Origin of the sequence: Baekduia alba (genome assembly GCF_028416635.1) — a bacterium.
GTDB classification, from domain to species: Bacteria; Actinomycetota; Thermoleophilia; order Solirubrobacterales; family Solirubrobacteraceae; genus Baekduia; species Baekduia alba.
In genome coordinates this window covers 1,702,209-1,714,919 of record NZ_CP114013.1, presented here as the reverse complement: position 1 = coordinate 1,714,919, position 12,711 = coordinate 1,702,209, and the positions used below count along the sequence as shown (strand labels likewise).

General features: G+C 74.7%; 14 protein-coding genes. 9 read left to right on the top strand and 5 right to left on the bottom strand.

What is annotated here, in order from left to right; genetic code table 11:
* Positions 1-2 precede the first annotated feature (2 nt).
* Positions 3-1,535 carry an aldehyde dehydrogenase (NADP(+)) gene (locus DSM104299_RS08480; protein ID WP_272476863.1) on the bottom strand — a complete coding sequence of 511 codons (1,533 nt, stop codon included), beginning with the start codon at positions 1,533-1,535 and terminating at the stop codon, positions 3-5.
* A 66-nt stretch (positions 1,536-1,601) separates the two neighbouring features.
* Here DSM104299_RS08480 and DSM104299_RS08475 point away from each other — a divergent pair, with 66 nt between their 5' ends.
* From DSM104299_RS08475 to DSM104299_RS08460, 4 genes are read left to right on the top strand one after another with little or no spacing between them, the layout of a single operon-like run.
* The gene (locus tag DSM104299_RS08475) at positions 1,602-2,306 is read left to right on the top strand and encodes a FadR/GntR family transcriptional regulator (protein ID WP_272478080.1); all 705 of its coding nucleotides are present in this window, start codon (positions 1,602-1,604) and stop codon (positions 2,304-2,306) included.
* Positions 2,307-2,327: 21 nt separating this feature from the next.
* Positions 2,328-3,218 carry a dihydrodipicolinate synthase family protein gene (locus DSM104299_RS08470; protein ID WP_272476862.1) on the top strand — a complete coding sequence of 297 codons (891 nt, stop codon included), beginning with the start codon at positions 2,328-2,330 and terminating at the stop codon, positions 3,216-3,218.
* Positions 3,215-4,219: a proline racemase family protein gene (locus DSM104299_RS08465; RefSeq protein ID WP_272476861.1), complete on the top strand. Its 1,005-nt coding sequence runs from the start codon at positions 3,215-3,217 to the stop codon at positions 4,217-4,219. Before DSM104299_RS08470 ends, DSM104299_RS08465 begins: the two co-directional genes overlap by 4 nt.
* Complete coding sequence (locus tag DSM104299_RS08460; RefSeq protein WP_272476860.1) at positions 4,216-5,388, top strand: NAD(P)/FAD-dependent oxidoreductase; 1,173 nt, start codon at positions 4,216-4,218, stop codon at positions 5,386-5,388. Before DSM104299_RS08465 ends, DSM104299_RS08460 begins: the two co-directional genes overlap by 4 nt.
* Here DSM104299_RS08460 and DSM104299_RS08455 read toward each other — a convergent pair.
* The 3 genes from DSM104299_RS08455 to DSM104299_RS08445 form a co-directional block, all read right to left on the bottom strand.
* A complete protein-coding gene (locus tag DSM104299_RS08455; protein ID WP_272476859.1) occupies positions 5,378-6,334 on the bottom strand; it encodes a hypothetical protein in 957 nt (318 codons plus the stop codon). The two genes, DSM104299_RS08460 and DSM104299_RS08455, sit on opposite strands and share 11 nt — an antisense overlap.
* Entirely contained in the window at positions 6,331-6,888 is a 558-nt protein-coding gene (locus DSM104299_RS08450; RefSeq protein ID WP_272476858.1) for an RNA polymerase sigma factor, read from the bottom strand. Before DSM104299_RS08450 ends, DSM104299_RS08455 begins: the two co-directional genes overlap by 4 nt.
* A 63-nt stretch (positions 6,889-6,951) precedes the next feature.
* A complete protein-coding gene (locus DSM104299_RS08445; RefSeq protein ID WP_272476857.1) occupies positions 6,952-7,245 on the bottom strand; it encodes a DUF3817 domain-containing protein in 294 nt (97 codons plus the stop codon).
* Between the two features lie 65 nt (positions 7,246-7,310).
* Between DSM104299_RS08445 and DSM104299_RS08440 the strand changes: the two genes are divergently transcribed.
* From DSM104299_RS08440 to DSM104299_RS08430, 3 genes are read left to right on the top strand one after another with little or no spacing between them, the layout of a single operon-like run.
* A complete protein-coding gene (locus tag DSM104299_RS08440) occupies positions 7,311-7,910 on the top strand; it encodes a TetR/AcrR family transcriptional regulator (RefSeq protein ID WP_272476856.1) in 600 nt (199 codons plus the stop codon).
* Positions 7,907-8,728 (top strand): amidohydrolase family protein, encoded by an 822-nt coding sequence (locus tag DSM104299_RS08435; RefSeq protein ID WP_272476855.1) that lies wholly within the window; start codon positions 7,907-7,909, stop codon positions 8,726-8,728. The genes DSM104299_RS08440 and DSM104299_RS08435 overlap by 4 nt, the downstream gene beginning before the upstream one ends.
* Positions 8,729-8,735: 7 nt before the next feature.
* Positions 8,736-10,274 carry an acyl-CoA carboxylase subunit beta gene (locus DSM104299_RS08430; protein ID WP_272476854.1) on the top strand — a complete coding sequence of 513 codons (1,539 nt, stop codon included), beginning with the start codon at positions 8,736-8,738 and terminating at the stop codon, positions 10,272-10,274.
* A gap of 13 nt (positions 10,275-10,287) precedes the next feature.
* On the opposite strand, the gene DSM104299_RS08425 is transcribed toward DSM104299_RS08430, so the two are convergent.
* A complete protein-coding gene (locus DSM104299_RS08425; RefSeq protein ID WP_272476853.1) occupies positions 10,288-10,584 on the bottom strand; it encodes a hypothetical protein in 297 nt (98 codons plus the stop codon).
* A gap of 318 nt (positions 10,585-10,902) precedes the next feature.
* Here DSM104299_RS08425 and DSM104299_RS08420 point away from each other — a divergent pair, with 318 nt between their 5' ends.
* Positions 10,903-12,027 (top strand): GAF domain-containing sensor histidine kinase, encoded by a 1,125-nt coding sequence (locus DSM104299_RS08420; protein WP_349294544.1) that lies wholly within the window; start codon positions 10,903-10,905, stop codon positions 12,025-12,027.
* Positions 12,024-12,650 carry a response regulator transcription factor gene (locus tag DSM104299_RS08415; protein ID WP_272476851.1) on the top strand — a complete coding sequence of 209 codons (627 nt, stop codon included), beginning with the start codon at positions 12,024-12,026 and terminating at the stop codon, positions 12,648-12,650. Before DSM104299_RS08420 ends, DSM104299_RS08415 begins: the two co-directional genes overlap by 4 nt.
* Positions 12,651-12,711: the final 61 nt, after the last annotated feature.

Below are 12,711 nucleotides of genomic sequence, written 5' to 3'. Positions count from 1 at the left end.
GACTAGGTCTCGAGCACGCCGTCCACGCGGCGGACGATCCGCATGGGGTTGCCGTCGCGCAGCTCCGGCGGCAGCAGCTCCTGCGGCGCGTCCTGGAAGGCGACCGGGCGCTGGAAGCGGCGCAGCGCCGTCATGCCGACCGAGGTGTGCGCGCCGCCGTCCGAGGCCGCGGGGTACGGGCCGCCGTGGTGCATGCCCCAGGTGACGGCGACGCCGGTCGGGACGCCGTCGAAGACGACGCGGCCGGCGACGCGGGCGGCCGCGTCGATCAGCGGCTGGAGCTGTTGGTGGTCTTGCGGCTGCGCGTGGACGGTGGCCGTGAGCTGGCCGCCGGCGCGGACGAGCGCGGCGGCCGCGTCCTCGATCGACGTGTAGGTCAACACGACGGCGGCCGGGCCGAAGTGCTCCTCGCCGAGCGTGCCGACCGTGCCGAGGTCGCCGGCCGCCGCGCGATAGAGCGACGGCCGCGCGTGGAAGCCCGCGCCGCGGTCGATCGCCTCGGCGTCGGTGAGCTTGGCGACGCCCGGCGCGGACTCGAGCGCCTGCAGGCCGCGGCCGAGGCCGTCGCGGACCGGCTGGGCGAGCAGCACCTCCCGCTCGCGCGCACCGATCGCGGCGGCCAACGCGTCGGTGAAGGCGCTGCCGGCGTCGCCCTCCGGCACCAACACCAGCCCCGGCTTCGTGCACAGCTGCCCGCCGAAGTTGGCGATCGCGCCGGTCAGCGCCGCGACGATCGCGTCGGTCCGGGCGTCGATCGCGGCCTCGGTCACGACGACCGGGTTCAAGGACCCCATCTCGGCGAAGACCGGGATCGGGACGGGGCGCGCGGCGGCGCGGTCCATCAGCGCGCGGCCCCCGGCCCCGCTGCCGGTGAACGCGACGGCGCGGACGTCGGGGTGGTCGACGAGCGCGCCGCCGATCGCGTGGTCGGCGGCGAGGACGTGGCCGAACGTGCCCTCCGGGAGGCCGGCGTCGGCGACCGCCGCCGCGATCTCGCCGGCCACGAGCGTGCTCGTGCCCGGATGCGCCGGGTGGCCCTTGACGACGACCGGGCAGCCGGCGGCCAGCGCCGACGCCGTGTCGCCGCCGGCGGTGCTGAACGCCAGCGGGAAGTTCGAGGCCCCGAAGACCGCCACCGGGCCGATCGGGACCGTCGTGCGCCGGATGTCGGGCCGCGGCGGCGTGGCCGCCGGGTCGGCGGTGTCGATGATCGCGTCGAGGTGGGCGCCGCGGTCGAGGACGTCGGCGAACGCACGCAGCTGGCCGGTCGTGCGCGCGAGCTCGCCCTGGAGCCGGGCGGGCGGCAGGCCGGACTCGCTGCCGGCGAGGGCGACGATCTGGTCCTCGCGTTGTTGGAGGCGTTGCGCGATGGCGCGCAGCAGCGCCGCGCGCCGGGCGGGATCGGCGAGCGCCGGGTCGGTCGCGGCGCTGGTCGCGGCGGCGACCGCGGCATCCACGTCGTCCCGCGTCGCCTCGGGGTACTCGGCGATCCCGATCCCGGTCCGTGGATCGACGGCCTTGATCGTCGCGCTCATGACGGCTACGCTACCACTGGTTTGACTACAGGACCAATTCTGACAAGTGGTTCGGACCGGTTGGCGGTGCGCCAGCGCTACGAGCAGGTCGCCGATCGGCTCGTGGAGGACCTGCGCCGCGGCACGCTGCGGCCGGGCGCGCGACTCCCCGGCGAGCGCGACCTCGCGGCGACGCTCGGCGTCGGCCGCGCGTCGGTGCGCGAGGCGCTCGGCGCCCTGGCCGTGCGCGGGATCGTCGAGACGCGGCCGGGCGCCGGGTCGTTCATCACCGACGACGCGGCGGAGCGGCTCGCGGCCTCCGACGCCCTGCCGGTGGGGCTCGCGCTGCCCGCCGACGCCGGGCCCGACGCGCTGCTCGCGGCGCGCCGCGCGTTCGAGCCGGAGATCGCGGCGCTGGCCGCGGCACGTGGTCCGGGTTCCGATCCGATCATCGACGAGCTGCTGGCGGCCATGGAGCAGAGCGCCGACCCGTCGGACGCCGAGCAGCGCCGCCGCTGGAGCGACGCCGACCGCGCGTTCCACCGCCAGCTCGCGGTCGCGACCGGCAACCCCGTGATCCTGGCCGTCGCCGACCACCTGGCCTCGTTGATGGACCAGCCGCTGTGGCGGCAGCTGCGTGACGAGTCCACCGCCGTCCCCGGCCGCACCACCCTGCAGCTCGCCGAGCACCGGCTCATCGCCGCCGCGATCGCGGACGGCGACGCGGCCGCGGCCCGCACCCACACCGCCCAGCACATCGACCGCGCGCGCCGCTTCATGGCGCTCGACTAGCGACACCAGGAGACCACCACCATGCGCTTCCCCGGGATCATCCCCGCCGCCGTCACCCCGTTCACCGCCGACGACCAAGTTGATGTGGAGGCGTTGAAGGGCAACCTGAAGGGGTTGTTCGAGGCCGGCTGCACCGGCGTCGTCGCCACCGGCACGATGGGCGAGGCGGGCCAGCTCAGCGACGCGGAGCGACGGCTGGTGGTGGAGACGTGCGTGGAGGTCGCCGCTGCGGCGTCGGCGTTCGTCGTCGTGGGCGTCTCGGCCGGGTCGACGGCCGCCGCCGTCGCCAACGCGCGCGCGGCCGCGGCCGTGGGCGCCGGCGCCGTCATGTGCCTGCCGCCGCTGCACTACCCCGGCACGCACGACGAGATGGTGGCCTTCTACCAGGCCGTCGACGCCGCCACCGGCGACCTCCCGATCATGCTCTACAACAACCCGGGCGCGTCGGGCGTCGACCTCTCGCCCCAGGTCATCGAGGAGGTCGCGGCCGAGGTCCCGGGCATCGTCGCCGTCAAGGAGTGCTCGGGCGACGCGCGGCGCATCGCCGAGCTGCTCGGCCGCACCGAGCTGGAGATCCTGGTCGGGGGCGACGACTGGGCGCTGGAGGGCTACGCGGCGGGCGCCGCCGGTTGGGTGTCAGGCGTCGCGAACGTCGCGCCGGCCGAGTGCGTCGAGCTGGCGCGGTTGGTCGAGGCCGGCCAGCTCGCCGAGGCGCGGACGTTGTACACGCGGTTGCTCCCGCTGACGCGGTTGGACATGACGCCGCACCTGGTCCAATACTTCAAGGGCGCGATGGACGCGGTCGGGCTGCGCGGCGGCGTGGCGCGCGGGCCGCGGCTGCCGCTCGACGACGCGCAGCGGGCCATCCTGGACGCGGCGGTCGCGGCGCTGCGCGCGCCGGTCACCGCATGAGGGCAGCGCGCTACTTCGCCGCGGTCGACTCCCACACCGAGGGCATGCCGACCCGCGTCATCACCGGCGGCGTTCCGGCGCTGCCGGGCGCGACGATGCTCGAGCGCAAGCTGTGGTTCGAGCAGAACATGGACGACGTCCGGCTGCTGCTCATGCGCGAGCCGCGCGGGCACAGCGCCATGTCGGGCGCGATCCTCCAGCCGCCGACGCGGCCGGACGCCGACTGGGGCGTGCTGTTCATCGAGGTCTCGGGCTGCCTGCCGATGTGCGGGCACGGGACGATCGGCGTCGCCACCGTGCTGGTGGAGACCGGGATGGTGTCCGTAACCGAGCCCGAGACGGTCGTGCGGCTGGACACGCCGGCCGGGCTGGTCGTCGTCCGTGTCGCGGTGCAGGACGGCCGCGCGACGGCGGTGACGCTGCGCAACGTCCCGGCCTTCCTGGCGGCGCGGGATCGCGTCGTCGACGTCGACGGCTGGGGCGCTGTCGGCTACGACATGGCCTTCGGCGGCAACTTCTACGCCATCGTCGACGCGGGGAGCATCGGCGTCCGGGTCGACCCGGCGGCCAGCGACACCCTGATCGCCTGCGGCGCGGCGATCATGGACGCGATCGACGGCGTCGAGCGGCCGGTGCACCCCGACGACCCGCGGATCAGCGGCTGCCACCATGTCGTGTTGTATGAGAACGGGCAGGATGGTGCTCATGCCCGGGCGGCGACGTCGATCCACCCGGGTTGGCTGGACCGCTCGCCCTGCGGGACCGGGACGAGCGCGCGGCTGGCGCAGCTGCACGCGCGCGGCGAGCTCGGCGTCGGGCAGGACTTCATCAACGAGTCGGTGCTCGGCACGCGCTTCACGGGGCGCATCGTGGAGGAGACCGCGGTGGCCGGGCTGCCGGCGATCGTGCCCGAGATCACCGGCCGCGCGTGGATCACGGGCATGGGGCAGTACCTGCTGGCTGACGACGACCCGTTCCCGGCCGGCTTCCGGCTGGGATGACCGCGCGCGCGACCGATGTCGTCGTCGTCGGGGCCGGGATCGTCGGCTGCGCGACGGCGTGGGAGTGCGCGCGGCGTGGGTTGTCGGTGGTCCTGCTCGACCGCGGCGAGGTGAGCGGCGCCACGACCGGGCTGGGCGAGGGCAACGTGCTGTGCTCCGACAAGGACGCCGGACCGGAGCTGGCGCTGACCGTCCTCGGGCGGGCGCTGTACGCCGAGCTGGAGGAGATCGTCGGGCCGGCCGCGCGGATCCGCCGCAAGGGCGCGCTGATCGCGCATCCCGACGCGCGGACCTGGGCCGGCGAGGCGGCGCGCGCCGAGCGGCTGCGTGCGGCGGGCGTCGCGTGCTCGTTGTTGGAGGGGCCGGACGCGGTGCGGGCGGCCGAGCCGGAGCTGACCGGCGAGCTGCTCGGGGCGCTGCACGTCCCGGGCGACCTCCAGTGCGACCCGCGCGCGATCGCGCGCGGCCTGGCGACGCGGGCCGCCGAGGCGCACGGCGCGGAGGTCCGGACCGGCGCGGAGGTGGCGGAGGTCGTCGTCGCAGGGTCGCGCGCGGTCGGCGTCCGGCTCGCCTCCGGCGAGACGCTCGGCGCCGGCGCCGTCGTCCTCGCCGCCGGACCGTGGACGCGCCCGCTCGCCGAAGGCCTAGGCATCGCCTTGCCGCTCGAGCCGCGCAAGGGACAGCTGACGCGCCTGCTCCTCCCCACGCCCGACGAGCGCTTCCTGCGCCACAAGGTCGTCGACGGCAGCTACCTGCTGTCCGTCACCAGCGCGGCGGCCGGGCGGGAGGTCTCGACGGTGATCGAGACAACGCACGACGGCCACCTGATCGTCGGCTCCACGCGCGAGCGCTGCGGCTTCGACCCGACGGTCGACCGGGCGCTGGAGGACGAGGTCCGGACGCGCGCGGCCCGCCTGGTCCCCGAGATCGCCGGGCTCGCACGCGACACCGCCTGGGTCGGCTTCCGGCCCTGGCTGCCCGACCACCTCCCCGCGATCGGCCCCGCAGCGCAGGTCGAAGGCCTCCACCTCGCCACCGGCCACGAAGGCGCCGGCATCGCCCTCGGCCCGATCACCGGCCGGCTCATCGCCGGCGCGATCGCCGGCGAGCCACCGCCACTCGACCTCACCCCCTTCGCGCCCGACCGCTTCGCGGCCGTCACCCCCTGACGGTCTCGGTCCTGATCACGCGGCCGTCGGCGGCACGCTGACGCAGGGTCACCGGCCCGGTGCCGCGCGGGAGCCGGAGGGCGAAGAGCCGGCTGCGCACGGCCGTCACGCGATGCAGAGCGCGGCCATCGGCGGTGACGCGCACGGCGCCCGGCGCCGCGAACCCCACGTACTCACCGCTGCCGAAGAGCACGATCCCGGGCTCGAGCACGCGGCCGTCCAGCGGGATGCCGGTGCCGCCGGTGCTGCTCGCCCCGTGGCGATGGAACATGATCCAGAGCGTCTGCAGGCCGGGCAGCACGTCGCGGTAGGCGCGCAGCACCGCCTCGGCCTTCTGGCGCAGCCGGCTCGACGGGTCCGGCTTGTCCGCGCGCAGCTGCGCGATCCGGGCCTGGCCGCACGCGACGGGATCGACGAACGAGCCCGTCCCGTTGCCGACGGCGACCCAGACCAACGCGTAGGACTTGTCCGGGAAGGCGACGCGCCGTGGGCTGCCGGCGATCACCGGACCGCCGTGGTTGAGCCTCAGCGCCTGGGCCTGCGCGCTGGCGTCGGGCGGGCCGGCGAGCAGCGCGGTCGCGGCCGCGGAGACCTCGGTCGCCTGCGTCGTGGCGCCGCGGTCGCGCGCGATCGTGCGGCACGCCGGGCTGTCTCGCACCTCCATCATCGCGTCGTGGGCGACCTCCCGCGCGCTGAGCGGGTGGTCGCTCGCGCCGTGCACGCCGGGCAGGACGCCGACCTGCGCCGCGCCCGCGACCCCACCGCCGACGACGAGCGCGGCCAACGCCACCAGCAACCCCCGCCGCGCGCGCCGCCGTCGCGGACGCCGCGGACGCCCAAAAAGCGGCGTCCCGGTCGCCTGCGCCCCTGTATCTGGGGTGTTCTCGACCCGGATCGTGCGTACGCTCGCGCGCAGCTGGCGCAGCAGCTCGTCGTGGGCGGTCATGCCGAGCCCTCCATTCCGCTCCGTAGTCGTCGCAGCCCGCGGTGGACGCGTTGGCGCACGACCGCCTCGGAGCAGTCGAGCGTCGCCGCGATCTCGTCGTAGGGCCGCTCGTCGACTACCCGGGCCAGCAGCGCGGCGCGCTGCTCGGCCGGCAGGTCGCCGAGCAGCGTGGCCAGGCGCGACTCGTTCACGCGCGAGGCCAGCTCGTCCACCCGCTCGAGGTCGGCGTCCTCCAGCAAGATCGGCTCGTGGCGCAGCCGCTGCCGCGCCTCGGCCTCGACCCGCCCGCGCCGCAGCGCGTCGCGCAGCTTGTGCGCCGCGATCCCGAAGAGCCAGCCGGTCGCGCTGCCGCGCGCGGGATCGAAGGTCGCGCAGCCGACGACGACCGCCGCGAAGGTCTCCGCCGTGAGGTCGAAGGCCAGCTCCCGCCGTCCGGTCCGCCGCAGGTGAAAGCCGGTGACCGCCGCGAGATGGCGCCGGTAGAACTGCTCGAACGCGTGCTCGTCGCCGCCGGCGGCAGCCGCCAGCAGCATCGCGTCGTCGCGCTCGGTCACCCGCGTCATCCTCGGTCATTCGCACCAGCGGCGCGCGTGTGACCGCGGCGGGACGCCGTGGCGCTACGCGACCGGCTCGCCGACCCGCTTGCGCAGGATCAGGTCGCCGGCGATCGAGCCGATCGGGCCGCCCGTGACGACCACGATCGCCGGGAACCACCAGCCCCAGAAGCGCTGCAGCGCCCCGTTGGCCGTCAGCGCCAGGAGCGCGAGGAAGCCGAGGCCGTGGATCGGGCCCAGGATGTGGACGGCGGTGTCGGAGCGGTCGATGAACGCGAAGTACACCAGCACGACCAGCAGCAGGGCGTCGGCGATGCCGACGGCCAGGACGGTGTTCAGGAGCTTCTTGGGAGGCACGGGCGACATTCCAGCACGCCGGACCTCGACGACGATTGGAGCGATGCTCTAGAATCATGCTCCACATGGCGCAGGACACGCGCAGCGCGGTGCTGGACGCCGCCGCCCGGCTCTTCGACACGCGCGGCTACCCCTCCGTGTCGATCGCCGACCTCACCGCGGCGTCCGGCGTCAGCAACGGCTCGATCTACCATCACTTCGGCGCGAAGGACGGGGTGCTCGCGGCCCTCGTCGTCGCGGCGCTCGGCGACTACCAGCGCGGCCTGCTCGCGACGTTCGCCGCCCACGCCGACGACCCGCACGCCGGCCTCCGCGCCGCCGTCGCCTTCGAGCTGCGCTGGTTCGAGGCCAACCCCCGCCCGGCGCGCCTGGTCCTCGCCCACCGCGACGCGATCGCCGCCTCCGACGCCGGCCGCGAGCCGCTGCGCGCCGCCAACCGCGCGTTCCTGCGCGGGGTCCGCGCCTGGCTGGATCGCCACGAGCAGACCAAGGACATCGACATCAACGTCGTGCACGCCGTCGCCTTCGCGCCGGCCCGCGAGCTCGGCTCGCTGTGGCTGGCCAAGCGCGTCAAGCAGCGCCCCACCACGTTCGCGCCCGCGCTCGGCGACGCCGCCTGGGCCGCGATCAACGCCATCGACCACGAGGCCCCACCAACGCCATGACCGTCATCGACGCCTGGATCCAGCACCCCACCCCGCGCTTCCTCGCCCACGACATGCTCGCCTCGCTGCGGCGCTGGACCGGCGACGGCGTCATCCCGACCGACCAGGTCCCGCTGTCGTTCACGCTCGACGCGCTCGACGCGGCCGACGTCGAACAGGCGCTGATCTCCGCCTGGCACGGCCCCGAGGGCTCCCTGATCTCCAACGAGGAGGTCGCCGAGTGGGTCGCCCAGGCGCCCGGCCGCCTCCACGCCATCGCCTCGGTCGACCTGCGCCGGCCGGTGCCGGCCGTCCGTGAGCTGCGGCGCCGCGTCGGCGACGACGGCTTCAAGGGCCTGCGCGTCCTGCCGTGGCTGTGGGAGGTCCCGCCGACCGACCGCCGCTTCTACCCGCTGTTCGCCGCCTGCGTCGAGCTCGGCGTCCCGTTCTGCACGCAGGTCGGCCACACCGGCCCGCTGCGCCCGTCGGAGACCGGCCGGCCGATCCCCTACATCGACCAGATCGCGCTCGACTTCCCGGAGCTGACGATCGTCTGCGGCCACGTCGGCTACCCGTGGACCGAGGAGATGGTCGCCGTCGCGCGCAAGCACGAGAACGTCTACATCGACACCTCCGCCTACACCACCAAGCGCCTGCCAGCCGAGCTGATCACCTACATGAAGACCGGCAGCGGCCGCCACAAGGTGCTGTTCGGCTCCAACTTCCCGATGATCTTCCCGGCGCACGCCCTGGAGGGCCTCGGCGACCTCGGGCTCGACGCGCAGACCAAGGACCTCTACCTGCACGGCAACGCGCGGCGGGTGTTCGGGCTGCTGTGATGCCGCGATGAGCGAAGAGCCCGTCGAGCCCGACGTCGTCGCCGACTTCCACGCTCGCCGCGACCGCATCCGCGGCGAGCTGGGCGGCGCGGCACGCGTCGAGCGCCTGCACGCCCGCGGCGAGCGGACGATCCGCGAGCACATCGGCGCGCTCCTGGACGACGGCAGCTTCGACGAGGTCGGCACGTTCGTCCACAGCCTCCGCCCCGAGGACAAGGACGACACGCCCGGCGACGGCAAGATCGGCGGCCACGGCACGGTCGACGGCCGCGCGGTGACGGTCGCCGGCGACGACATCACGGTCAAGCGCGGCTCGTCCTCGCCGATGGGCTCGCGCCGCCTCGGCCGCCTCTTCGCGCACGCCGAGCGCTGCGGCCACCCGATCGTCTACTTCGGCGCCACCGGCGGCGCTCGCATCCCGGACTCGCTCGGCTCCGCGGGCTTCGCCCAGGTCGCGGTCGACGTCGACCTCTTCCGCCGGCGCCGGCGCGTCCCGTTCATCACCGTGATCGTCGGCGACTCCTTCGGCGGCAGCAGCTTCGTCTCGGCGGCCTCCGACCTCGTCATCCAGGTCCGCGGGACCTGCCTTGCGGTCACCTCGCCGCTGGTCGCGAAGATCGCGACCGGCGAGGACCTGACCAACGACGAGCTCGGCGGCGCCGACGTCCACGCCAAGCGCACCGGCCAGATCGACCTGGTCGCCGAGGACTACGACGAGGCCTATGCCTTGATCCGGCGCGCGCTCGCGCTGCTGCCCGCCAACGCGCGGGAGCGCGCGCCGAAGGCGCCGACCGACGGCCTCCCCATCGTCGCCGACCCCGACCTCGAGGCCGTCGTCCCGCGCCGCCGCGCCCGCGCCTACGACGTCCACAGGGTGCTCGACCGCGTCCTGGACGGCGACTCGCTGCTGGAGCTCGGCGCCGGCTACGGCCGCGGCCTGGTCTGCGGCCTCGGCCGGCTCGACGGCCATACGGTCGGCGTGGTCGCCAGCCAGCCGAAGTTCTTCGCCGGGAGCCTCGACCCGCGCGCCTGCGAGAAGGCCGTCAAGCTCCTCTGCCTGACCGACGCCTATGACATCCCGGTCCTGTTCTTCCAGGACGTGCCCGGGTTCTTCGTCGGCAAGCAGGTCGAGCACGACGGCATGCTCAAGCACGCGATCCGGCTCCAGACCGCGCTCGCGCTCTCCGCGTCCCCCAAGCTCACCACGGTCCTGCGCAAGGCCTACGGGTTGGCCTACTTCAGCCTCGGCGGCAACGACTCCGGCGTCGACACCGTCTACGCCTGGCCGTCGGCCGAGATCTCGTTCATGGACCCGCTGGTCGCGGCCAACGTCGTGGCCGGCGGCGATGACGCCGCCCGCGAGGAGGCGGCGCAGGCGATGCGCGCCGACATCGACCCCTACGGCGCCGCGGGGCTGATGAAGGTCGACGAGGTCATCGACCCGGCCGACACGCGCGCGACGCTCGCCCGCGCGCTGCACCGCCTGGAGCGGCGGCCCACGAGCGACGGGTCCCTGCGCCCGCTCGCCTCGTGGCCTACCTGCTGACGCCGCGCCGCGGTCAGCCACGTCGCGAGGGAGGCGCGAAAGCTCTCGGGTCGTCGACGTGGCCGGCCTGGATCGCGAGCGCGGCCGCGAGGCTGACGGCGGCCGTGACCGTCTTCGCGATGCCGAGGCGCCGGCTGGCGGCGAACGCGAACGGCGTGCCCCAGATGGAGCCGTAGCCGGCGCCGTAGGCCTCGTCGCGGCTGGCGACCGCGCTCACCGCGAGCGCCACGAGCGTGTCGCGCCCGAGCGCGACCCGGAAGGCCGCCGCCAAACCCGCGGCGATCGGCACGACGCCGTAGGCGCCCGTCAACCGCAGGGTGCGACCCGATGCGCCATCGGATTCGAACCCGGCCCGAACGCCCTCGAACTTGACCAACCCGCCGCATCGGACGTCTGATGGGACACCGCCTCGGGCGCACCCTGGACACCACCCGGTCGGGTGGTTGTCGGACCACCGCTCTCGCGCGCGTTACGCCCGCCGGGCAGGGTGGACTACGGTGCCCGCTCACATGGGATCTGGTCAGGACTCCCGCCGGCTTCGGGACGCCGGCAACCGTGAGCGCGTTCCTTCTCCTCTGGTGGGCCGGGCGTCTGTTGCGCCCGGCCCATCGACCTTTCCGCGGGCGTGATGATGGAGCTGGACGCCGCCGGATCCGCCGACACGGCGCGCTTCTCGCCGATCGCGTCGCTGCACCTCTTCGTCTCGCTGCTCGGCGAGGTCGAGCACGCGACCCCGGACGCGCCGGGCGCGTTCTACAACCGGCTGGCCGAGGCCGTGTGCCGCCTGGGCGCGATGCAGCGCGCGGTGGTCTTCGTCTACGACGACGTCGCGCGCCGCGTGCGCGTGGTCGGCTCGCACCGCGTCGACATCGAGCTGTTCGACGGGCACATCCTGGCAATCGAGTCCGCGCCGATCGCGGGGCGCGCGCTGGACCTCGACCAGGTGCTCGAAGGGCGCGCCGACGAGCTCGCGCCGCCCTACGACACGCTGCTCGGCATCGAGCGGCTCGTGTGGGTCCCGCTCGCGGCGGGCGGGCGCGGCTTCGGCGTGATCGTCGCCGAGCGCTCCGAGGCGCCGCTGACCGAGGACCAGCGCGAGGTGCTCAAGTCGCTGGGCAAGATCAGCGCGCTGGCGCTCTCGGCCCGGTTCGCGACGCGCCAGCAGGTCGACGGCCGCCACCTCGCCGACCGGATCGACCTCGCGCGCGACATCCACGAGCGCGTCGTCCAGCGCGTCTTCGGCGTCGTGATGGCGTTGCAGTCGGGCGCGTTGCTGGACGAGTCGGACCAACGACGCGCGGCCGAGGAGCTCGGCGCCGCGCTCGACGACCTGCGCGAGGCGATGGCGCGGCCGCTGGCCGCGACGCCGCGGCTCGTGACGTTCACGCTGCGCGAGGAGGTCACGCGGCTGGCCTCCAACTCGCCCGAGGTCGACGTGCGGTGGCAGGAGGGCGTCGAGATCCCGGCGATGTTCGAGCCCGTCACGCAGTCGGTGCTCGGCGAGGCGATCCGCAACGCCCGCCGCCACGCCGCCCCGGCGTGGGTCGAGGTCGCGATCCGCGGCGACGCCGATACCGTGGACCTGGAGATCACCAACGACGGTGTCGGCCCCGCCCAGCGCGGGGGCGCGGGCATGGGCCTGCGCATCGCCGCCTTCGAAGCCCTGCAGCACGGCGCGTCCTTGACCTTCGGCCCTGCCGGAACCGACCATTGGCACGTCCGCCTCGTCCTCCCACGCCCAGAGTCCGCATGACCGATCGCAACCCGCCCGCGCATACCTCGACACGTGGCCTTCGAGTCCTCGTCGTCGACGACCACCAGGTGGTCCACTGGGGCCTGCGCCTCATGCTGGGCCGGCTGGACTGGGTCGAGCGCGTCGTCCCCGCGTCCTCGGGCGAGCAGGCCGCGGAGTTCGCGCGCCGCTACGAGCCGCACGTCGCGCTCGTCGACCTGTTCGTCGGCGAGGAGTCCGGGCCTGAGATCGTGGGGATGATCCGCACCGCGTCGCCCGCGACGCGCGCGCTGCTCTACAGCGGCGCAGGGCGGTTGAGCGCCAAGGCGGCACGGGCCGCGGGCGCGCACGGGTTCATCACCAAAGAGCGCGACGCCTCCGAGCTGGCGGACGCGATCCGGCGCGTCGGCCGCGGGCTGACGGTCTTCGACGACGCCGCGCCGTCGGGCATGGTGCTGACCGATCGCGAGCGCCAGGTCCTCGAGCGCGTGGCCGGCGGCATGACGAACGCCGAGATCGCGACCGAGCTGCACTTGTCGCCGAACACGGTCAAGCAGCACGCCTCGGGCATGTTCCGCAAGATCGGCGCGCGCAACCGCACCGAGGCCGTGCAGCGCGCGCAGCGCCTCGGGCTGATCTCGTAGCCCGGGCGCGCACCCGACGATCGGGTGCATCGGGTCGTCGCCGGCCTCGCGCGGTGGGCGC

Excerpts from the sequence above, each read along its gene's own strand:
- DSM104299_RS08480 (WP_272476863.1), bottom strand. The coding sequence starts at position 1,535 with ATGAGCGCGACGATCAAGGCCGTCGATCCACGGACCGGGATCGGGATC.
- DSM104299_RS08470 (WP_272476862.1), top strand. The coding sequence starts at position 2,328 with ATGCGCTTCCCCGGGATCATCCCCGCCGCCGTCACCCCGTTCACCGCC.
- DSM104299_RS08465 (WP_272476861.1), top strand. The coding sequence starts at position 3,215 with ATGAGGGCAGCGCGCTACTTCGCCGCGGTCGACTCCCACACCGAGGGC.
- DSM104299_RS08460 (WP_272476860.1), top strand. The coding sequence starts at position 4,216 with ATGACCGCGCGCGCGACCGATGTCGTCGTCGTCGGGGCCGGGATCGTC.
- DSM104299_RS08455 (WP_272476859.1), bottom strand. The coding sequence starts at position 6,334 with ATGACCGCCCACGACGAGCTGCTGCGCCAGCTGCGCGCGAGCGTACGC.
- DSM104299_RS08440 (WP_272476856.1), top strand. The coding sequence starts at position 7,311 with ATGGCGCAGGACACGCGCAGCGCGGTGCTGGACGCCGCCGCCCGGCTC.
- DSM104299_RS08435 (WP_272476855.1), top strand. The coding sequence starts at position 7,907 with ATGACCGTCATCGACGCCTGGATCCAGCACCCCACCCCGCGCTTCCTC.
- DSM104299_RS08430 (WP_272476854.1), top strand. The coding sequence starts at position 8,736 with ATGAGCGAAGAGCCCGTCGAGCCCGACGTCGTCGCCGACTTCCACGCT.
- DSM104299_RS08420 (WP_349294544.1), top strand. The coding sequence starts at position 10,903 with ATGATGGAGCTGGACGCCGCCGGATCCGCCGACACGGCGCGCTTCTCG.
- DSM104299_RS08415 (WP_272476851.1), top strand. The coding sequence starts at position 12,024 with ATGACCGATCGCAACCCGCCCGCGCATACCTCGACACGTGGCCTTCGA.